This is a genomic window from Pseudomonas baltica, from assembly GCF_031880315.1.
Classification (GTDB): domain Bacteria; phylum Pseudomonadota; class Gammaproteobacteria; order Pseudomonadales; family Pseudomonadaceae; genus Aquipseudomonas.
On sequence record NZ_CP134771.1, the window covers coordinates 2,056,123 to 2,076,600 of the forward strand.

Annotated in this window: 17 protein-coding genes; 8 read left to right on the plus strand and 9 right to left on the minus strand. The window is 54.1% G+C overall.

Going from position 1 to position 20,478, the window contains the following annotated elements:
* Positions 1 to 133 precede the first annotated feature (133 nt).
* Complete coding sequence (locus tag REH34_RS09015) at positions 134 to 1,087, plus strand: hypothetical protein (RefSeq protein ID WP_311971411.1); 954 nt, start codon at positions 134 to 136, stop codon at positions 1,085 to 1,087.
* A 167-nt stretch (positions 1,088 to 1,254) separates the two neighbouring features.
* Here the strand turns inward: REH34_RS09015 and REH34_RS09020 are convergent, their stop codons facing one another.
* Positions 1,255 to 3,402, minus strand: a complete 2,148-nt coding sequence (locus REH34_RS09020) for an AAA family ATPase (protein ID WP_311971412.1) — start codon at positions 3,400 to 3,402, stop codon at positions 1,255 to 1,257.
* Between the two features lie 317 nt (positions 3,403 to 3,719).
* Here REH34_RS09020 and REH34_RS09025 point away from each other — a divergent pair, with 317 nt between their 5' ends.
* From REH34_RS09025 to REH34_RS09040, 4 genes are all read left to right on the plus strand, one after another.
* On the plus strand, positions 3,720 to 4,781 hold the full coding sequence (locus tag REH34_RS09025; protein ID WP_311971413.1) for a tyrosine-type recombinase/integrase: 1,062 nt from the start codon (positions 3,720 to 3,722) through the stop codon (positions 4,779 to 4,781).
* Between the two features lie 186 nt (positions 4,782 to 4,967).
* Positions 4,968 to 5,180, plus strand: coding sequence for a hypothetical protein (locus REH34_RS09030; protein ID WP_020312916.1), 213 nt, complete (start codon positions 4,968 to 4,970; stop codon positions 5,178 to 5,180).
* A gap of 665 nt (positions 5,181 to 5,845) precedes the next feature.
* On the plus strand, positions 5,846 to 7,108 hold the full coding sequence (locus tag REH34_RS09035) for a hypothetical protein (RefSeq protein WP_311971414.1): 1,263 nt from the start codon (positions 5,846 to 5,848) through the stop codon (positions 7,106 to 7,108).
* A 212-nt stretch (positions 7,109 to 7,320) separates the two neighbouring features.
* Positions 7,321 to 8,436, plus strand: coding sequence for a reverse transcriptase family protein (locus REH34_RS09040; RefSeq protein ID WP_311971415.1), 1,116 nt, complete (start codon positions 7,321 to 7,323; stop codon positions 8,434 to 8,436).
* Positions 8,437 to 8,494: 58 nt separating this feature from the next.
* On the opposite strand, the gene REH34_RS09045 is transcribed toward REH34_RS09040, so the two are convergent.
* The 8 genes from REH34_RS09045 to REH34_RS09080 form a co-directional block, all read right to left on the minus strand.
* Entirely contained in the window at positions 8,495 to 9,463 is a 969-nt protein-coding gene (locus REH34_RS09045) for a toll/interleukin-1 receptor domain-containing protein (RefSeq protein WP_311971416.1), read from the minus strand.
* A gap of 191 nt (positions 9,464 to 9,654) precedes the next feature.
* Positions 9,655 to 12,600 carry a DEAD/DEAH box helicase gene (locus tag REH34_RS09050; protein ID WP_311971417.1) on the minus strand — a complete coding sequence of 982 codons (2,946 nt, stop codon included), beginning with the start codon at positions 12,598 to 12,600 and terminating at the stop codon, positions 9,655 to 9,657.
* A gap of 40 nt (positions 12,601 to 12,640) precedes the next feature.
* A complete protein-coding gene (locus REH34_RS09055; RefSeq protein ID WP_311971418.1) occupies positions 12,641 to 13,435 on the minus strand; it encodes a Hachiman antiphage defense system protein HamA in 795 nt (264 codons plus the stop codon).
* 556 nt (positions 13,436 to 13,991) lie between these two features.
* Entirely contained in the window at positions 13,992 to 14,324 is a 333-nt protein-coding gene (locus REH34_RS09060; RefSeq protein ID WP_311971419.1) for a hypothetical protein, read from the minus strand.
* A gap of 612 nt (positions 14,325 to 14,936) precedes the next feature.
* Positions 14,937 to 15,593 (minus strand): HAD family hydrolase, encoded by a 657-nt coding sequence (locus tag REH34_RS09065; RefSeq protein WP_311971420.1) that lies wholly within the window; start codon positions 15,591 to 15,593, stop codon positions 14,937 to 14,939.
* Between the two features lie 34 nt (positions 15,594 to 15,627).
* Positions 15,628 to 16,041 (minus strand): DUF6957 family protein, encoded by a 414-nt coding sequence (locus REH34_RS09070; protein ID WP_311971421.1) that lies wholly within the window; start codon positions 16,039 to 16,041, stop codon positions 15,628 to 15,630.
* Positions 16,042 to 16,529: 488 nt separating this feature from the next.
* Positions 16,530 to 16,847, minus strand: coding sequence for a hypothetical protein (locus REH34_RS09075; RefSeq protein ID WP_311971422.1), 318 nt, complete (start codon positions 16,845 to 16,847; stop codon positions 16,530 to 16,532).
* Position 16,848: 1 nt separating this feature from the next.
* Positions 16,849 to 17,577 (minus strand): metallophosphoesterase, encoded by a 729-nt coding sequence (locus REH34_RS09080; protein WP_122754756.1) that lies wholly within the window; start codon positions 17,575 to 17,577, stop codon positions 16,849 to 16,851.
* A 203-nt stretch (positions 17,578 to 17,780) separates the two neighbouring features.
* On the opposite strand from REH34_RS09080, the gene REH34_RS09085 reads away from it, so the two are divergent.
* The 3 genes from REH34_RS09085 (at position 17,781) to REH34_RS09095 (ending at position 20,472) form a co-directional block, all read left to right on the plus strand.
* Positions 17,781 to 18,260, plus strand: a complete 480-nt coding sequence (locus REH34_RS09085) for a Cro/Cl family transcriptional regulator (protein ID WP_311971423.1) — start codon at positions 17,781 to 17,783, stop codon at positions 18,258 to 18,260.
* Positions 18,261 to 18,721: 461 nt separating this feature from the next.
* Complete coding sequence (locus tag REH34_RS09090; RefSeq protein WP_311971424.1) at positions 18,722 to 19,576, plus strand: hypothetical protein; 855 nt, start codon at positions 18,722 to 18,724, stop codon at positions 19,574 to 19,576.
* Between the two features lie 47 nt (positions 19,577 to 19,623).
* Positions 19,624 to 20,472, plus strand: coding sequence for a hypothetical protein (locus tag REH34_RS09095; protein WP_311971425.1), 849 nt, complete (start codon positions 19,624 to 19,626; stop codon positions 20,470 to 20,472).
* The last annotated feature ends 6 nt before the right edge of the window (positions 20,473 to 20,478 follow it).

The following is a 20,478-nucleotide window of genomic DNA, read 5'->3' on the forward strand; positions in this document are numbered from 1 at the left end:
AGCCATCCGATTTATCTGGATCGGGCGGTCGGCCTGCAAAGCCTTTGCGCACCAGATGCTTCTCCTCTTTCTTCGCACGCATTTCGACAATAGTCAGCGGGCAGCCGACACCGCGACGTATTGGAGATTTGCCATGCGCGTCCCGATCTATCCGAACGATCTTCTTCCTAAAGCTGCCTTCAAGAGGATCGCAAAAAGCATCCAGAAGAAATGGCCAGGCCGTTCCCCCATCCCCCTATCACTTGCTTTTGATGCGTTATCGAGAGGACTAGGATATGCCAACTACCATCAAGCCAGGAGCGTATCCCTCACTTGTTCGTTAGATGCGCGCACGCCTTCCAGGGGAGCTGTAATCGCAGGAGTGGCAGTTGAGTTGTCCTCGCTTCTTCAAGCATCCAATGACAGCTCTGTGACGTCCGACGCATTGGTAGCCTTCATTGCAGCTCTCCCTCTGGAAACCTTATCAACGTTCAAAATGGCAGCCCCCCTCTCAGCTCCGTTGCTACGAGACCATACCTCACGTCCCACCGGTTCGATTCCTCACGTCAGCCCGACCTTCGCACCCCGCCCCACGAAGACGATGTCAGCATCAACTGGCCCTTTGATTAGTGAAAAAAAAACCAAGACTCTCGAAAACCCTTTGAAACTGATGAGTGATCAAGAGATCGGGGCAATCCGCACGGCTGTTGAACGCTCAGGAAGTCTGCGTGACCTTAGCCTGTTTGCCCTATTGGAGTCGGGTCTTCGTGGGCACCACTTTCTTAGGGCAAAGGTTTCTCAAATCATCGAAATCGACACCGATGCGTGGCCGAGCTCCGCAACCGCAGTGGGTGAGCGATCTGCTGTTTTGAAGGTAGACGTGATCCGAAAATACATAGAGTCAGAGGGGCGGGCTCCGGAAGATTACCTTTTTCCGTCAAAGGAAAACTCGAATCAGCCAATGCCCTCCCACGAGTTTCTACAGATTTTGAGATCTTGGGAGAGGGCTGCTCGCCTGCAAACCGGACAGGTAACTCCCCGAATTATTGGCAATGTTGTTGCTGATCAATCCATGCCAACACCTCCAGGCCGACGATCAGATAGCTAGAGCACGCTGCTGGCGTAGAGAAGGTGACGAGAGCAGTTCCTGGCTGATGATCGGACAGGAGCTGCCCAAAGAGAGACTTTGCTTCCTGAGCGATCCCATACCGGTGACGGCCTTTCGTCGTACGTCCGTCGGCGACAGACAAGCAACGAACTCTGCAGCGCAACTGACTATCCGACCACTCCCATCATCTTGTCATAGTGCTCTTCAAACCCTGTCCTCACGAACACCTGCCTGAACCGCTCCACATAGTGAGCCGGCTCAATCTCACCAAAATCCGTGAGGTTGACCGCATCGGCGTGAGACTCACGATTAACGTATCGATACAGGGCCTTAAAATCTGCATCCTCATCGGCCAACGCCACGAGCGCCTCGTGAAGCACGTCCTGGCGGTGCACAAATGTGAAGTAGTACTCCAGGATATTCCGCATCATGTTTGGAATGACGGTCGCAGAGGTACGCCCTGCCTGGGCATCCTTGATGGCCTGCCAGAATGATTGGTAGTCATTCTGTACGTCAGTGGCCTTCATGGGCGTGATGACGCTGTGTGCAGCCTTGGTGATCCGGAACAACGAGAACTCGTCCGATTTTTTGAGGTGCTTGAGCATCTCGTGAAAGAAGAACAGGTTGTGCGTCAGGATGAAGACCTGCTTGAAGCGCTCTTTCGGGCTGAGAACTCGCCGGTGAATCATGGAGGCGATGTCGTAAATGTAGTTATGAGAAAGGCTTGATATGGGATCGTCGATGACGATGATTCGCTCGCTTTTCAGCTTGGAACCGTTTTCATCGAGCTCGCCGTTACAGACCTCAAGAAAATAGAGGAAGGAGATCAACGTCTTCTCACCCTCGCTGAGCGTCTTGAACACGCCGGCCTGCTGTTCAGGCCTTTGCAGCTTGTAACGAGGAAGCTCACCCTCCTCTCTGACAACCAGAAAGCCCTTGAGCCCCAGCACAGCCAACGACGTGTTGATGCTGTCGATGGACTGGTCGATGTTCGTGATCTTGGCTCTGCTCAGAGCAATGGCATCCCGGTGAACCTGAGCCTTTATGCGGATCTCGTCAGCCAGCTTTCGCTTCTCCTCCTTTTTAACACCAAGCTCGCTGTGTACCTTTCTCGCGGACGTGATGACCGTGTCGCAGCTCGCCCGAAAGCAGTTCCAGAAACGCGTTTTGATGTTCTCCAGGTGGGTTTTCTTGTCTTTTACCTTGAGGTTGAAGGCATCAATCTTCTGCTGATCTTCCGCGATCAAGGCGTTGATTTCGCTGAGCAGAGCCTCGGTCGACTCCAGTGTGATAACCATGGATGGACTCGCCAATTTGGCAGCCAGCTCTTGAATGTTTTGGGTGAATAATGCGTCCAACCTTGCCAGAAGTGCCTGGTACTCAGGAGCCCGATACTCCGCACGCTGGGACTGGCCTCTCAATCGAGCGACACCGCCGTCGTATCGGTTTTTCAGAGCTTTCAGCTGAGAGACCCGCTGCTCGTAGGTTTTGTCGAACACCTTCCGGATTTCATCGTAGAAACCAGCTGGCAGGGCTTGCTGGCAAAACGGACACTGCTCCCGTTCGTGAAACTCAAGGGCATGCTTGACCCAGTCCGAGTTACCCAGATCAGTAATCAACGCGGAAAGGTACGAGTCGCCGGATCCGGAAATGACTTCGGAGAGCAGGGGGCTGGCTTCCACCTCGCCTTCTGCAAATCGGAGAGTAGGTATCGCAGGGAGCTCGGTATCTCCCGCAGACTGCAACTGCTCCGCCTCAGTTGCCAAAGCAGTGAAATCCTCACCCGATGTCACAAGCGCAATATCACGTAGCTTGTCGCCGAGGCGCTCTTTGGTATTGGGCCCAACGAGGCAATACCGGAGAGGGCCGGTTTCGAAAGGTTTTTTGAGGGCCCATAGCTGATCCAGCATGTCCGCTTTGTTGGCTTTCTGAGAGTCGCCAAAAGCGTTCCCTGCCGCCACCTCGGCGTGATGTTCAGTCAACACCTGTTTGAGGGCCAGCTCGGCAGCCTCCAGCTCTTTCTCTGCCTCGATATTGCCTTCATTGAGCGTGAAGATGCCGGCCTGCGAACTGGCCTGGAAGTTGGCCTCCATAAAGATATGGTTGTACACCAACACCTCACGCTCCGCTGAAGCAGGCTGAGTCTGGCATTGGTGATACAGCAAATCAGCAGGGTCTTGGAGGTAGTTCCCAATGGTGGTTTTGCCCGTGCCATTTTGCCCATAGAACATGTTCACTTTCGTGAGTGGGCCGACCTGGGAGTTGAGCTCAGGCGAGTAGCTCGATACGCCGCGCAGTATGAGATTCTTGATCACGTCGCTGTCCTTAGCTGCCAGAAACTAACACGTCCGTATCCTATTACTGACACGCCCCAGAGGAAAGACCGCTTTCCTGGCCTCACGCCAAAGCCACTACTGCAAGTAAATGCCTCCCCGTTGCCACAGCATCAGCGCAGTGTCAGATCGGGAGGTTGATGAAGCTTTAGCAGCGTGATACCGTCGAGCTTCGATTTATCTGAATCGAGCGGTCGGTCAGCGAAGCCTTTGCGCATCAGGTGTTTCTCCCTTCTTTTTGCACGCACTTCGACGATAGTCAGCGGAAAGCCGACACCCTGACGTATTGGAGAATTGCCATGCGTGTTCCGATCTATGCCCAAGATTTGCTGCCCAATGCAGCCTTCAAGAAGCTCGCCAAAAGCCTCAAAAACAGGTGGCCAGTCCAGTCCTCGATCCAGCAAACGCTAGCCAACGAAATCCTGTCTAAAGGCTTGGGGTATCTGGACTATTACGAGCTCAGAAGTTCGTCTTTAAACTGCCCTCCTGAAACGCCGACACCCTCTGAAAGCGACGCGCGCGCCGGGATCGTGGCTGCACTTGCTTCTGCTCTCCAATCCGCCAATGAGAAATCCGTCACTCTTAGCGGCCTGGAAGCTTTCGTAGAAACGCTTCCGTTGACAGCCTTGACCGCCTTCAAAATGGCGGCTTCAAGCGCCACATCATCGCTAACCACCAAGCCGTTAACGCTCGACCCGACACCAGGTCAAGTCTGCCCAGTGAATCTTACCTGCCCAGCAAAGACAACTCCGGTGTACACCGCTCCAATGATAAGAACGGAAATTCCCACCCCTTTCGGGCGCCCGGAGAACTCGATTAGCCAGAAGGAGATTGAGGCACTCAGGCAGGTTGTCAAACGCACAAGTAGTCTGCGCGACCAGAGTATTTTTCTTCTGTTGGAGTCAGGGCTGCGAGCAAATGACATTCTCAGCAGTCAGGTACCCCCTGTCCGCAATTTTGAACCCAGCTCGTACCAGTTCAAGACTTTGAATAGCAAAAGTCGACCAGTCGTAGCGAGAGCAGACGCAATTGGGAAATACATCGACTCGGCGGGACTAGCTCCGGGGGATTACCTGTTTCCGTCTAAAGAGGATCCCGCGACACCAATGTCTGCCCATGAGCTCTTGCAGATTTTTCGCTCGTGGCAAAAGGATGCTCAACTCGCGCCCCCGCAGCGCAGCCCACGAAGTCTGAGAAACGCGGCCATCCTCAAGTCAGTGACCGAAGGCTCTGCGCCCTCTTCACCTGAGCAGATCGCAACGCGGATGGGGCACCGTTACCAGTACACGACAGAGCATTATACGGTTCTGAGTGACACTGATCCTGCGAGCGCCCGCAGCGAGAAAACGCAAAAAAAATAACGAAATTCTTAGGCCACGACTGCATCTGATCACATGGGCCCAGCCCCGGTGCCCAGATGGCTAATGACCCCGCAGGGCGTCTCACATAACGCCCTTTTTCCAATGCGGCGGTACCCAAGTCACATGCCAAAGCCCAAGAGGTAGAAAAGACCTTTGGGGCCCTCACAGCGCGCAGGAGAACAAACCATGAAAGTTCAGGCAAGTCAGTTTGTAACAACTACTAATGACCGCGTGCTGACCGATGACGGCCAGCAAGGGATGCGTGGCGAGCAGGGTATCGGTTCCTCAACAGAGCGACAGCAAGGTCACGTCGCTGCAGCGATCTACGCAATGTGCGGCCAGTTGGATAATCGCCAACTGGATGAGATCATCGAATGGGTTAATCTCTTCAAGAAGTAATCGAAAGCTAAAACAACAACACCACCCCCCGCATAGGCCCCAGCCGTTGTGCCAAGATAGCCGTTGACCCCGCTGGGCGCCTCGCAGAAAGCACCTAATCCAGCGCGGCGCCCACCAGCTATGCCTGATCCAAGGTATCCTCCAACCAACAAGGCACTGTTTGCCATCGCCACATGGCCGGTGCTGTTCGCAATTGCCTGCTGGCAGACCCCTCAAATTGCTGAATTCTTGAGCTCGTACGGGCTTGAGGTAAGCATGCTTCAGGTGTTCCAAGCAGGCCTTGGTGCCTATGCCATCCTGTTAGCGAATCATCGAGCGCTCAATCGTCGCCACTTCAAGCGGAACTAAGCCCACATCGATCGACATCGCCGATTAGTCAGCGTTGAACGGGGTATGGTGGAGGCTGGTCTGACTGACACGCCTGCCTACACAGCGGTGACTAACGAAAAGGTTCAGTTATGCAAGCGGTTAGGATTCTTGGCAGACGCTGATAATTTCTATCGTAAGCTGCGAAGTCTGATCCAAGTATTCCAATGGCTGCGCAATAAGCTCAAGTAAGCTTGAGCAGGCCGAGAGGGGCGTGCGCGATGCGCTCCTCTACGTACGACCGGTGGCACAGGCAACCATCGAATTTGACGAATTCGAATTTCCGTACAAGGATCACGATGATGCGACCGCTAAAGGAGCAGGCAAAGACCAAGCTTTGGCTCAGTCAGTTTGATCACCGGCCCGGCGACCGCCAGCTGGCCGAGAAGCTGCTCAACTCAATCAACTATTGCCCTCTTGACGAATTCAAAACCAGCCTGACGACGCTGATCGAGCGGGTGCTTCCTGCGACGGAAACCTCAGGTCTATTCATCGAGCGCGCATTGCAAAAAACGAAAGCCAAGCTTCCACCCGCCATCTACAAAGAGCGCCGAACCTACAACCCCAAATCAAAGAAGAGACATATGAGGGCGTATGGCGCGGCGATGCAAGCCGTCCAGTCGCTGACCTACTCGACTCAGGACGTAGGCAGCGAGGGTCTCGTAACCCTCTTGGCGAACACGCTTTGCCGTTCAAACCCTGCTCGCTTTCTGCTTCAACCTGCGGCGGACAAGGTCAGAAACTCAAACGTCTGTAATTTCGTCATTTTGACTGATTTCATTGGCAGTGGTGACCGGGCTTATCGGATGCTTGATTCCATGTGGCGTGTGGCATCGATTAGAAGCTGGTACTCAGGAAACTTCATCAAGTTTTGGGTGATTGCCTACAGCGGAACCTCCGATGGCATCCAACGTGTCCGGAGTCACAGATTCGAGCCCCTCGTTCGGGTCGTGACCGAGTGCCCTACCCTCTTCAATAGCTTCGATGAAGACCTGGATGAGATGGTCGAACTATGTGAGGAATATGGAGCTCACAGCAAGCACCCGTTGGGTTGGAAAGAAACGGGAGCTCTGCTGGCCTTCGAGCATGGTGCACCGAACAACATGCCGGCAATTTTCGTGTCGGAAAAGAATAGAGGCTCAAGAAAGTGGGCTCCGCTCTTCCCTAAGCGCGTGACAGACATTCTCTGGCAGTCCACTGAAGTCAACATGACCAGCACAACGATCAGTGCGTTGGGTCGGCTCAATCTCTCTGAAATATCGGGCTCACCCCGATTCAAACGCGCCACTGATCAAAACAAATCCGCAATCATCCTTTTGCTTGCTCACTCACTGGGCAAGCGACGGCTTGCTGAGCTGCGTCAAGTCCTTCCAGTTTCTTTGGACTCAATCCTCGGTGCAAGACAGCGTGCAGTAACCCGAGGCTGGATCACTGAAACGGGGGCATTGACGCTAGCAGGACATAAGGTAATCCGGCTGTTGCGCCGGGAAGGGCGGAAATTTCTTGTAGCCCCCGAGCCAGGCACTTCGTATTATCCGCAGCAACTGAGGGCTCCGCAGTAGCGGAATCTAGCATCCCGCACGTTGTGCGGGCGTTAAGGGAGCAAACTATGCTTGCCGTCGAACGATCTCACGCTTCCAGGAGGTATAAGCCTTCTCAGGCTCGCTATCGAAGTCTTGCGGCAAAGAAGGCTTATATCCGCCAGGGCGGAATCTAAAGGTAGATGACTCGCTGGAGCCCTCAGTCCTATTCAAAGGCAGGCCGTGGATTAGGCGTGCCCGAAGATGTCCTGCAAAATGCCGTGAAGACGGCAAAGCAGATGAAGCACGGCTGCCCTTCTATTCTCACCCTGAACCACCTCGCCCACTTGACCGGCGTCCCCTACCCTTTTCTACACCGCACAATCAGCCGAACCTACAGGAAAGAAGCCTACAACGTCTTTACGCTGAGGAAGCCGAACTCGGGACATAGTCCGGATCGGGTCAGGTGGATATGTGCCCCCAGTGAAGATCTGCTTCGATTACAGCGCTGGATAAACACCAACATCCTGTCGAAAGTCGAGCCCCATGAAGCCAGCTATGCCTATGACAGCCGCCATGGAGTACGGGAAGCTGCAGAGCTGCATTGCGAGGCGCAGTGGCTGATCAAACTCGATCTCACCAACTTCTTCGAGTCGATTTTGGAGCCACGCGTCTACGAACTGTTCAGGTCGTTCGGCTATCAGCCGTTGGTAGCATTCGAACTAGCCAGGCTGTGCACACGAATCCGAGCCAGGCGCAATCCGGATCAGCGGCACGGCAACAAATCGCTGCCGCCAGGACTTCCCTACTCAAGGGACAGTCGTATTGGTCACCTTCCTCAAGGCGCCGCCACCTCTCCCAAGATCTCGAATCTGGTGATGCAATCGCTGGACGAGACTTTGCAGGCTTACGCGGAGGACAATGAGCTGGTGTATTCGCGGTATGCCGATGATCTGGTTTTTTCCTCCAGAAAACCATTCGACAGGTCGCAGGCGCTCCAGCACGTCAAGTCGATCAACCAATGCCTCGTTGAAGAAGGGTTCTGGCTGAATAAGGCTAAAACGAAGGTCATCACCCCGGGAGCGCGAAAGGTTGTCTTAGGTTTGCTGATCAATGGGAAGAAGCCCCGGCTCATGAAAGCCTACAAAAAATACGTCAGCGACCACTTGTATTTCCTAGCTCATCCTGACATCGACGCCATCACCCATGCAGAGCATCGAGGGTTCAAATCGCTCCAAGGTCTTATCAACCACATCAGTGGCAAAATTGCCTATGGCTATAGCATCGAGCCGGATTGGGCCAGGGAGCAAGGCAATCGTCTCAAAGTTATCTGCGCAGCTCATGAGGTAGACCATGTCATTTTCCCCTAGTTGGGGCTAGGCTGAAAGCGGATACATACCGACGCTACGCAGCGTTTTTCTATGGGCATCAATGCCCACGCTGAAGAGGCGCGATGACTATGTCCCAGAGCGCCTCAGCGGCGCCTTCTTGAGACAGCTTCTGGTCTCGCTGGTTGCGGAGCGATGCCATCCCCAAAGTACGCCAATATAGGGCCTGGTCGTCTGATTCAACATGAAGAGCCTCGTTGAAGGATCCGCCACCAAATCCGTCACCTTGGCTGTAGTAGATGCCGGCCCCCATCTGGCCTCCGACAAAAACCGAAGCCTTGGCCACATCTCGACCATCCTTGTAGATAGTTGCGGAAAATCGGTTCGCGTCGACCCGGCGAAAAGCGCCTTGATAACCTGCGTTTCGAGACTGGAGCTCAGCCAGAGAGTTTTCGAAGTAGCGGGCAATGTATTCGAATGTCTCGAATTGGAACTGATCCTTGTCCAGCTGGGTAAAGGACTTGGCCAGGCGTAAATTGCTAGAACGGGGCCCAGTGATGGTATGAGTGGCTGTAGCAACTGGCGTAGCGGTCGCGGGGTGCATACTCGGAGGTAACACAGGCTTGTCGTTTCGCCATTTTTCAGCGGCTTTGCGCACTTCTTTGGCTACCTGTAGAAAGGCCTCATCACGATCGGGCCAGAGGGTTACCGGCTTGCCGTCTTGAGGGGTGCCCATCAGCTTGCCGAAGGGAGCATGGTGCCAATCACAGGCCCGTAGAATGACCGGGATGACAGTCGCCAGCTTCGCCTCATGGCGCTCCATTGCGCGCTTCATTTCGATGTCGTAGCAATAGTCGGATGCAATGAAATCGGGACTTACCAAAAGCAGAATGATTTCATCGGTGTTGATGTGCTCATCAATGGCAGGATTGATCTCCTGACCAGCGTTGATTCGTCGATCATGCCAAGTCTCAATGACCCCTTGCCGCTTGAGCATGGAAAGCTGTTTTTCGAGCTGGTCTCGCAACGCCTCGTCAGCATGGCAGTAGGAGAAAAATACGTTCGGCAAAATGGTCACTCCATGCAAATTGGGCACCTTGATCTTACGCCGTAAATGCGATCGGGCTCAAACCAACCGCAGCACCATTCAAACACCGCACCAACGTTATCAAGCGCCGCCTATGCCCTCATTGCTCAGGAGCCGCAGTCACCGTTCACGGTCTCAGCCTCTACAAGTACACAAACCCTAGACCTATCCCCCTATCCCACGCTGCCGACATCTTTCAGGGTGTTGGAGTAGACGAACTCGCCAAGCGCGTTACGCCATCCATCTGGATAATTTTCAAGTGACCGCAGCGCTACTGCCTTAGCATTCACAGGTTGGACGGGAGGGGACAGAGCCAGTATCGCATTACCCAGCGCGACATACGCTTTGCGATGCCGTACCCCACCATTAGCCAACAAGACCCCATAACGCGACGGCGCGCCAAACTTGAGATGCTCGACGAACGCCAGTACCCCTTCGCTCACTTCAATCCCACGTTCGAGCAACAGCCGGGCTAAAAGCGAAATGCCCTGCTCGACCAGCGTCTGCAGTGAGTAGGCGACCACGCGAGTATGGATCCCCAGAATGTCATCGACATCCATCTGCATTGATTGGGCGATCTCTGCGAAGGTTGCACCTCGAACCCATTGTCGAATGATCTCGATGAGCCTTGTCTTTACCTGTTCAGGATCCTGCCCATCATCCAGCCGGAACGCCACCCGCACATCTGACTTGAGTTCTGTATCCTGCCAAGCCCACTCCAGAATTGCCGAAAGGAGATCATCCGAAGCAGGATCGACAGGGCTCGCCCAATCTGCCCTGCTCGGCAGAAGAACCTGCTCGACGAACTCCAGAAGGCGCACCTTAGCTCCAGTATCTTGAAGCCAGGCGATCTTACCCTCTGTCCTGAGAGCAATCAGACGCTGGGCTCGCAGCTCAAAAACCCTACGCAATGTGACAGCGGAACCGGCAGGAAGCTGATGGGCAGCAAACGTATGATCGGACAGGTCAGCAGCTAATCTTAGGAACTCGGCATCTCCGATTTCTTCCGCAATCAACTCGATAAGCGTTGCGTCTACTCCATCAATGAGCGGGTGACTGGCAGGCTGGATCTCCAAGAACTGATTGTCGAGCGCGATAGCATTGGTTCGCAGGAAGGTGTCAAGGCTTTCAATTAAGGTACGCAGCGAGCCTCTGACAGGCTCTCCTGCCCCTGCAGTGGCGACGGGAAGCACTAACCCCCACTGATCAGGGTTCGCGCAGATCACCAAGCCCTTGGTATTGGCGCCGGCGCGACCGGCACGACCAACGAGATTCTTGATGTCACGGGCGAGCATGTTCTCGGGCCGTCCGCTGCCAACCCGACGCTGTACCGAATACAGAACAAGCGAGCGGATCGGCAGGTTTACCCCTTCAGCGAGCGTGCTGGTACAGATCACCAGTTGCACTCGCCGATCCCGCAAAAGTTCCTCCAAAACTTCCCGTGTCTCCTGGGGGATATCACCGTGGTGGAGCACTGCCCCGTTGCTCAGCGACTTCGCACCTATCCAGCCTGTACCAAATTCAGTTTCGAGGTAATCAACACGCGTGCGCAGCGAGTCGAGATCCGCATAGTCAATAGGGTTGGGTAACTGTAATGGATACTCCAACTGCTTGATGAGTTCTTCAGCCAAACCGATCGCACCCTGATCGCCTCGCTTATTTGCGGCGAATATTGCTGTAGTGCCCATCGACAAGACCTTGCGAGCAGCGGCCACAGCCAGGGTCTTGGTTGTTGAGAAGCTATAGGTATTTGTGCGCCGCGTTCGGGCGTTCACGTATTGAAAGGTGTCCCGATCCAGAAAGCCATGGATCGAGTATTGCCGTTGCTGAGCGTGGGGGTGCATATCAAGACGGACGGACTTGTTCACCCCACTACCAGCGGATCGGAGAACGGAAAACTCAGCGATCGCCGGTCGATACGTGCTCCTTATGACTGTGTGCTCCCCACCACCGAGCCAAGCATTGATTTCCTCGATGTTCGGGATGATGGCAGACATGAAAACGAAGCGAATCGGGTTGACTTGGCGGGCCTTCATTCGCGCCAATAGCAGCTCCAGGCCAATCCCTCTACCGGAGCTGTCGAGCAGGTGCCCCTCATCGCAAATGACCAGCGATATCCGCTGGGCGAACCCTGGGTCAGCGCTCAGGACTCCTGACAGCGACTCAGGGGTCGCGATCAACGCGTTAATGTGATCGAGCCCATGCACCTCGTCTCCGGACGGTATTGTTCCGCCATACGCGCAGCGCGCCGCGATCCCCAGACTGTTTAGCTGACGCACAAGAGAATGGCGAAGCTCCGAAGCCAGCGACCGGTACGGCACGATCATGATCGCGACGTGGGTCGGATTGTGCTTCAGATGCCAGTACAGTAACGTCTCGCATAGCGTGGTTTTGCCGGCCCCTGTGGGCATTTGCAAGGAATAGCTTTCGGCGTTGCCCAGTAGTCCCCTTTCAATAGCCTGAATCTGTGAGGGGAAGAACTCCCAAGTCGATGGCTTGCGATCGATAAACGAGTTGATCAAAGGTGTCCAAAAAGCGTTCGCCCCTTCGGGCAGCACAGCCCGAATATTCGACTCCTCGAAGCGAGCCAGTAGTCGGCTGAGCAAAGCCGCTGCTACCCACTTCTGCGGCCCATCCGCTAACGAGCTTCGCGCCTCGATAGCGCTCGCCTCTACGTTGTTGTTAAGACCTATCAGGTCACCGCTGCGCAGATGCTCCCGCACCTCGATGGCAGTCTGCGATCCCAAGTTGCTCGGGCGGGCCAGGAAGTCATAGCACGCCGCCCATGGGCTTAGTGCATCAGCGGGCCGAATCGACTGCCGCATGGCCAGACAGGCCGACGCAGGAAAGTCCCCGAAGTAAAACGCCGCAGCCGCAAATAGTGCTGCTTCATCTTTCGAGATACCCAGCGCCTCAATCTGCTCCGCTGGGGTCTCCTTCGAAAACTGGAGAAAGGCGTTCCCTAGCTGTGCCCAATCGTCACTAGGGATATTTGGGGAGTGGATTCCGTCGAACAGCTCTCCCACGAGCGAGATGTAGTAGTCGGCAACGCGATTCCCGATCTGGGCAAGTTCAATGGGCAACGCGGCTACGGAAAACTGCCCTAAGTGCCGGGCCATGTCTGCGTCGTTGATCCAAGCTTGGAGGGAGGCTCTCATATCAAAGCACCGACTCCCGTGCAGCTGCAAAAGCTGCGTTGTAGGTAGTGTGCAAATTCGGCACTGAGATCACCACGAGCGTGTACTCGTCACTGGCCGTGGCGGGTACGTTGCCGAGTTCAGCAGCGACAAAGTTCTCGCAGATGACGGCGACGGCTCTATATCGCAGAGCAGCGGGCGGATGATCAACTGCGTTGATAAACCGGTTTAGAAGCCCAATGTCTACGTCACCGAGATCCTCTGTGATGGCGCGCTCACGAAGCCACACCAATGTGCTCGCGAGTCGACTGGTGCGATCTTTTGCGCAGTCTGTGATCGCAGAGCCGATCGGGTCTGAAGGAGCAGCAGTTGACTTGACCTTAACCTCAGCGCAAAGCACCTGATCATTAACACTGGCGAGTGGCCGTTGGGGCATTATGAAGTGAATGACATCGGACTTGGGGGCCGGTTTGGTTCTATCCTGCTTGAGCCGCCATTTCTTAGGGCCAATGGCGGTGCCTGGATACTCCATGGCGGACTGGTAGAAGTAACCGAGCACCTCGCCGAAGTCTCCGGCCATGGTTGCACCGGCATCTGGAAGCTTAGTCGCCAAGACGTCTGAAAGCGCCAGCCCATGCTGATCCGCCGCAGCGTGGAGCACATCATCGGTGATGTAGCAGCGACGCAATGGCTCGGCCATGGCCGCCTCCAAAAGCGCCACTTGCTGGGCAGTCATCCTGACCAGCACGTACGGTTGCTCCTGCTCGTGCGGGAACCATGGTACAGCGTCAGCAAAGTCGAAACCGAGATCATCCATGAGTGATGGTCATCCTTAAAAAGCTCGGGAGTCGCCCCCATAGTCGCCCGAGCGCTGAGATACGTCTAGTAGTGGATGGCCACTACGGTACAGAGTTCGGTGCGGCGAAGCCGCACTGCGCTTATCTCTTTGCCCAGAGCCTGGCCAACAGCGTGAAGGCGCTATTGCATGCCGACGCAGGGGGTCGGCGAAATCGAGAAAATACTGCCATATCAGTGGATGCTCGCGTGAACGGTGAAAGTGTATTCGCTGGCGGCTTCAGCGATGCAGACACTCGTACTTACCGTCGGTCGCCAAGACATTCCAGTAAGTATTCGGTAAGAAACGCTTCGGCAACATTTTCTGCCACCGAGACTAAATCGCTCCCGCAGTGGATACGCAGGCCTAACCTTCCAAGGGAGTCCGATCATCTATTAGCAGGAGCGATGGTGAGCGCGAGAGTTCTGCTTAAGTCACACTTGGGTTGGGCCACGCCGCTGCCTCGTCATTTCCACAACAGGGTGGCGAGTCTATATGATCCGGAAGGCTCAAGAGATGAGTACTGCGGCACAACGAGCTACATCGACTTGATCGAAACTACCTCAATGTAACGATATTTTTTCCGAGCAACCTTCACGGCTTCTTGCTCTGCTAAAAGCGTACTCAGAGTGTTCGCCTCATGAATCGTCTCGTACATCTGGCCTTCGTACTCATTACCTACGAGCAACGTAACTTTCAACCTGGGAGTGAACGCCTTTGCCGCTTTCTTCCTAGCATCAGGCGCCGTCGGCTCCGTAAAGGCGAAGTCTGCGACAGGTTCCGACTTAGGCATCGCAGCCGCCTTCGGGACGGGTTCTACGTCACCGAACAGCGCGCGGCGCATCTGTTCTTCATTCAATTCTGGAGTCATGTGATTGCCTCTGGGGAGGCTGTATCCGAGCAGCCAAATTTTAACAAGATGATGGGCGTTTTATAAGTGGAGAAGGCGTCGCGCCACAACTGGACATTGCTCCCATACTCTCGCGCCATTAACGCATGCTCACGGTTAGCAGCCGCCGACGCGCAAAGTGCCGAATCGTCCGCATAAGCCGAGACAAGGTAAGCATGCAACAAACTTACCTGGTCGATTTTCGAGTCGAAACAAGGTCAGCGCTGGAGGTGCTGTGCTTCGGGAAAATGTGCAAAATTGGCACATTGCCTATGTCATCCGGACATCATGCCATGAGTTTCGTTGGCGGAATCTGACTATCCCCATCAGGCCGGCCTCCGTAAATAAAGTGATGCTGCAGAGACCTTAGCATGGCCTTCGCCCTTCAAGTTTTGCGAGGTCTTAACTTCAACTGACTGAGCATCCAATCACCCGCCTCGTCGCTCTGGCGCATCATTTCTTGAAACTCAGCTGTCGTGAGTGAACGCGGGATTTCGGTTTGCAGGGGGGCGGGAAGAATCACCCGCGCTACTGGCTGACTGTCAGCCCCTGCTGCCCAGCTCTCATTTCCAACACAGACCTCAAGATCATTCTTCATCTGTTGCCCAGACGCTCAGCTCGATTACGATCAAGTACTAGCTGCACGAACTGGTTGAGATCAGTAATTCGCCCGTGGCCTACGCGTTGCAAAAGATGCCCCATGATTCCAACAGCCCTCGGCCCGTCGCGATCACACTTTGGCGAGTCACCAATCATCAATACCTGGCCTTTCTCCGGATCAAAGCAGTAGCCGGGGTCGACCCCCATTTGCCCGCAAATGAACCGGTAGATATGAGGATCTGGCTTGGTCACACCGAGCTCAAAACTGAACGCGTGGTATTCGATATGCGGGAGCAGCCCTTTGATCACAGGGCCGTATGGCTGAGCTAGGTTCGAACAAACCGCTACCAGGATGCCTGACTCTTGGAGCTCAGCGATCGCCCGGGCAGAGTCAGGGTACAGCTCAATCGAGGAAAGCTCCTTCTCCAACGCCTCGCTTAGCGCCATGCGTTTGGAAGCGGAGAGAGCAATCCCCAAGTGGTCTGCGATCCCGGCAAACGGAAGGTTTGCGGTCATCGCGAAATGTGTACTTTCAGGTGTGATAGACAAGCCCTGCCGGCGCCCTTCCCTCATCAATTGCAGGTAGGGATTGGTGCGCCGCCGGATACGGACAATCGTACCGAAAGCGTCGAACAAGACCGCCGAAATCATTCCACACCCTCCCCATTTTGATCATTGAAAAGCGTCAGTAGCCATCGCGTTCACTAGAAAACAGTCGCAGAACAGTGGAGAGCGGGATCGTATTTTTTCGACCTGGCCCCATCAGCACATAGAGGGTGTATTGCGTTCGAAAAAACATGTCGTCAGTAAATGCCACCAGCGGCGTAGTACGTAGCCACTCGCCGGGACGGCAAGCGCCCGAACTGCTGAACAGGACATCAAACGCGAGCAGCATCACGGGCCGCTGGCCCTGCGCGGCCATCTGTTCAATGACCTGCGTAGGAGCCTGCAAATCGATCCAGAACCAGTTGCCGACGACGCAAATACTTTGATGAGGAAATTGATCCCTCGTCAGTGCTATGACTTCCTCCAGAACTAAGCTGGATCCGAACATTATCTCGCCTGGGCCAAACATTCGGCTTACTTGATGATCCTGCATGAGTGTCCTTACCACCTGTACTGAATCTGAGATAAACCATTACGCCGAGGCATATCCCCTACCGTGGCCGCGCATCCCAGGCCAGCGATGTAAACCGAAAAGCTGACCCGTAAACCATGGTGGTTTACAGGTCAACAAAGAGGTTTGCATCCCCTGGTCGCACTCCCGAACCAAGTCGTTCTGGCCGTCAGTTACAGCCAGGAAACCCAAACTGCTTTTCCAAAAGCCCTGTGACGTCCGGGCCGGTGGCGGAAACCAAAACGTAGCGACTGCCTGATGAAGTCTGAGCTATCTGATAGCCCTGATCCTCGTGGAACTCAACCACAGTGGACGTCCTGATTAAGCGACCGTCAGCGAATCTCTTCCGCAGGTCGCTGTACACTCGTCCTATAAGAGAGAAGCCCTCCAACTCAGGGAGGTACAGAATCCCAGTTGTCGGCAGATCAAACAAAATGGATGCCACCTGCACCACGGCAAGTGGCGGCTTGTTATGAACAGACATGCAGGCGTTCACTGTCGACGAGCCAGTTTGTGATGACGTAAAAGTCGTTGCCGCATAACGACTGGAGCAATACGAAACCCTGTCTCTCCTCAACGGCTTTGACCTCAGGGGTGGCGACTGTCGTTCCATCGGCAATCAGTCCTGCACGATCCAAAAACACGCTGGCAGCATACCGAGTACCTACTCGCGCAGCTTGGGTGAGATAGGCATCGATAAGCACGTCCCATTGGACTTGCTGCGCCTCCAAAACCTCTGCAGGGATTGCTACTGCTTCGAACGCAGGACACCTTTCAACTCTTGACACGTCAGATCTCCAAAATCATGCAAGCATCAAATCCGGTCTGCTCCGAAGGGTATCCCTTGGGGTTTGATATCATCCGGCAGCCACCTATTTCGACGTCGATGGCATGGTGTGTGTGTCCAAAGATCCAGACATCAGCCTGCATCACCAGTGAGGGCCAATTGTTGCAGTAAGCAGCTGTGAGGTGCCCTGCGTGTTCATGACCGCCCACCTCAACCAGCGGCGAGTGGTGGGTGATCACGACCGTGCGACCGGTAAACGGCTTTGCCAACTCGATGGCAAGCCAGTCCTTGGCCAGGCGACTGCGGGCAGCGACATCATCTGTGCGCAGCCGGCGGTAATTCGTTCCTGCTCGGATGACTTTGAAATCATTCATTGAGTCCCTTGCGAGCGCACTAGCAGCTGTCGCGTCACCCGTGGCAGCGAAGTCTGTCCATCCTGTGCAACCAAGGAAACGAACGCCATCTTGGATGAATACGTCCTGTTCCATCACATGGACATGACTCGCTGCCAACTGCTTGGACTTTTCCAGAGCCCGGTCAAAATGGCCGCTATAGAATTCGTGATTGCCCAAGACGTACAAGACATTGGCCGCGAAGGCTTCATTCGCCCATTTCACGCCGCGCTCTTTGGTATGGATGTCGCCTGCCAATACAACAAGATCAGCATCCCGTAAGGTCGGCTCGAAACTCTCAAATTCGAGATGCAGATCGGACAAGACGCACACCTTCATGAACCAACCTCATTTTCTCGATTTAGCGGTAAATTGAAACTTCCACGCCCGTAAATGCGAGGCCTGGCCCGGTCATCCGGCTGAAATGAGATCGAGGGATGAACCTCCAGCGGACACATCTTAGCCTATTATGAATAATAGTGTCAGCATACCCTGTTTATTGGTCGATACGGCTGTGGCTCTATTCTCGCTTTTGGACGCCTATGTCACTCAAGAACGAGATAGCGGCAACGCTCCGAGCCGTTCGCCAGCAGAAGCAGGTCAGCTATGAGAATCTAGGTGGTGGCTCAATGCGCACGACGATTGGCTATCTTGAGCGAGCAGAAGCCGGCGTTACCCTTGATAAGCTGGCGGACATTGCGCGCGCCTTGGATTTCAATTTGGTCACGCTGATCGCACTTTGCGTCGCCAGCCAGGAGAGACTGCAGGCGGAAACCATTCTCCAAGACGCGACACTCGAACTGCAGAGCTTTCTAGCAGCAGGCGGGGCCGAGCTCATTCAAAGCCAGTTTGAAGGTGGGAAACTAATCCAACGCGTTGCAGGCAAGCCGCTCAAATCCCAAAACCGTGACGCCGTCCTGGCACTCAAGGCCCAGGGTAAGACGCCCGCAGAGGTTGTCAAAAATCTGGGCCTGTCCCGTACAACCGTAAACCGATACTGGCAAGCAACCAGCACCGAATAACACATTCGCTATGACAGTGAGAGTAGAGCGGTAGGGGTGAGCCAAACATGGTCTATCGAAAAAGGTTAATCATTGGGGCTGCTCTCAACACCCGTAGCGCAGACAGCAGTCCTTGCAGGCACATGGAAGTCACCCAAGCTTCTCCTTTCAAGAGACGCACTTGAGCCTGCACAGCGGGGGCACCATGCGCTGAGCGGAAGGTGCAATACTTGATACTGCGCGATTTTTGTGTAATTGCATTGATTTCACCATCCGTTTGCATTCGACGTGGCGAGGCGCTTGCATTGGACTGACCAGCACGCCGGTGTTTTTGATCGGCGGAATCGACCAGGAATGATCATTGAGCTACTACAAAGATCTAGGTCGATTCACTAAAATGCAACGGTCGTGGGAGGATTTGGGTTGTTCCATGACTACGAAGCCCATCGTTGAAAAGCTTTTAAACTGCGCTGGAGATATGGATGTCATTCAACGTAATTGGAACCGGAAGTAAAAGCATTGATGCTGTTGTCAAGGCTGTTAAACTTGTTCAGACCGCTGGTTATTTAAAGGAACCCGGGCAATGTGCCGGGCGGATCCTCTATGACAACAACGATCTGTTCCTGCGGCGAGCGATGCACGGAGACGTGGCATTGATTACTTCAGTTTTCACGATAGCCCGATCAAAATCTGAAAAGGCCGGACTAAAAAAGTACATCGAACTGTTCTATCCGGTGTTAATCAATTCCGACGGAATAGCAAAACTGCGGCGCACACCACAAGTGGACATAGAGTCTATAGCGACTGTACTAATTGATTACGATCTATTCAAACGCTTCGGCGGCCTAAACTCCGAAATTACAATTGAACAATTGCATCAAATCAAGCGTGAAGTTTCAACTATTGCGCACGATTGGCGCCGATACCTCATTAGCTTTGTCAGATGGCCAACGACCGATGCCCCTCCCTCTCTCGCATCTCTGCTTGACTCGGGCTGGGTTAGAGCAGGAATGCTAAGCCACTATGGTTACCACGTGGGGCAGGACGGTCAGCCAGCGGCAAATCGCCTTAAAACATTAGCCAAGATTTTTAACGCCGAGTTGAATATTGATCTCTTTGAAAAGCGGTATATTGGCGAGTGGTCAACCCCTTCCAGCTTAGGGCGGCTCATGAAGATGGCGAGAACGATTGCTGCGCTATGCCGCAATGCAAAACGATCACCTCACAATTTCATTCAAGCGATCAATGATTGGGAGCGGGACTTAGAGTATTTGCGTCGAACCTACTATCACACTTTTTTAAATCTTGAGGCGCTGAGCTGGCCAGAAACTAACTGACACGCTTGCTGACAAGCCCATTACCAGATTCAAAATGAGGGAAGAACTTGAACGTTTTTAGCATTTTGGAAAAGCCGAGAGTGCCAATCGCGCTAACTGAGAGTAATTACAACAAGAAGACGAGCCGTACCAAGCCCTATGTTTGGAACAATGGGCAGGAGGTCAAGTCTTACGCTCTCTGCCCAGCCTGCGTAAATCCCGTCCTTCTTGTGAATCGTCATGTCGCAAAGACCGATGCCAAGATTCTCTACGCCAAGCATGCAGGCCGCTCCATCCCTGGCTTAGCCGACCACGATCAACAAACCTACGAAAGTTGCCCATTCCACAACCCGGAACGCTTTGACAGCAAAACTCGCCGAACCAACGAGGTGCGCAACGACGAAATCCGAGACGCCCTAATCAACCATATTCACTTGGTGGTCAAGATCTTGGAAACGGCCACAGGCATTGCATACAGCGATGGTCTAGTGGAGGCTATGCTGAGAGACTTCGGCGCAAACCAGGGACATCAGTACAAAGCGATCAATCTTTATAACCTACCGTTCGGCTTTGCCTACATGACGGAAGCTCAGGACATGTACGGATTGAAGGTGGATAACTATCTTGCCGAGCAGATCACTGAGAACTCAGTCGGATTCGAGGTCGGGCAGTATCGTAAAGTGGTGCGCAAGAAAGATACGAAGGGCACAAGTCTGCGCTTCTACTTCAATAACCATCGACTGGGGGAGTCGTTTGTAGGGGATGACTCAATCGATCTCGTCGTTGCAGAAATACATAACGCCACTCACACGTCGACGATCGTTTGCTCGAAGGCCATCGAGTTCAACAGCGAATATTTCTTCAACACGTATATGCGACGTGAGCGGTTACGCCTGCTCGCGCTGCAATACCTGTAAGGTGAT

Bases quoted from the DNA above. Each gene is read 5' to 3' on its own strand.
- REH34_RS09080 (WP_122754756.1), bottom strand. From the start codon at position 17,577: ATGAAGGTGTGCGTCTTGTCCGATCTGCATCTCGAATTTGAGAGTTTC.
- REH34_RS09060 (WP_311971419.1), bottom strand. From the start codon at position 14,324: ATGACTCCAGAATTGAATGAAGAACAGATGCGCCGCGCGCTGTTCGGT.
- REH34_RS09090 (WP_311971424.1), top strand. From the start codon at position 18,722: ATGTCATTCAACGTAATTGGAACCGGAAGTAAAAGCATTGATGCTGTT.
- REH34_RS09065 (WP_311971420.1), bottom strand. From the start codon at position 15,593: ATGATTTCGGCGGTCTTGTTCGACGCTTTCGGTACGATTGTCCGTATC.
- REH34_RS09030 (WP_020312916.1), top strand. From the start codon at position 4,968: ATGAAAGTTCAGGCAAGTCAGTTTGTAACAACTACTAATGACCGCGTG.
- REH34_RS09050 (WP_311971417.1), bottom strand. From the start codon at position 12,600: ATGGCCCGGCACTTAGGGCAGTTTTCCGTAGCCGCGTTGCCCATTGAA.
- REH34_RS09070 (WP_311971421.1), bottom strand. From the start codon at position 16,041: ATGCAGGATCATCAAGTAAGCCGAATGTTTGGCCCAGGCGAGATAATG.
- REH34_RS09055 (WP_311971418.1), bottom strand. From the start codon at position 13,435: ATGGATGATCTCGGTTTCGACTTTGCTGACGCTGTACCATGGTTCCCG.
- REH34_RS09025 (WP_311971413.1), top strand. From the start codon at position 3,720: ATGCGTGTTCCGATCTATGCCCAAGATTTGCTGCCCAATGCAGCCTTC.
- REH34_RS09085 (WP_311971423.1), top strand. From the start codon at position 17,781: ATGTCACTCAAGAACGAGATAGCGGCAACGCTCCGAGCCGTTCGCCAG.
- REH34_RS09015 (WP_311971411.1), top strand. From the start codon at position 134: ATGCGCGTCCCGATCTATCCGAACGATCTTCTTCCTAAAGCTGCCTTC.
- REH34_RS09035 (WP_311971414.1), top strand. From the start codon at position 5,846: ATGATGCGACCGCTAAAGGAGCAGGCAAAGACCAAGCTTTGGCTCAGT.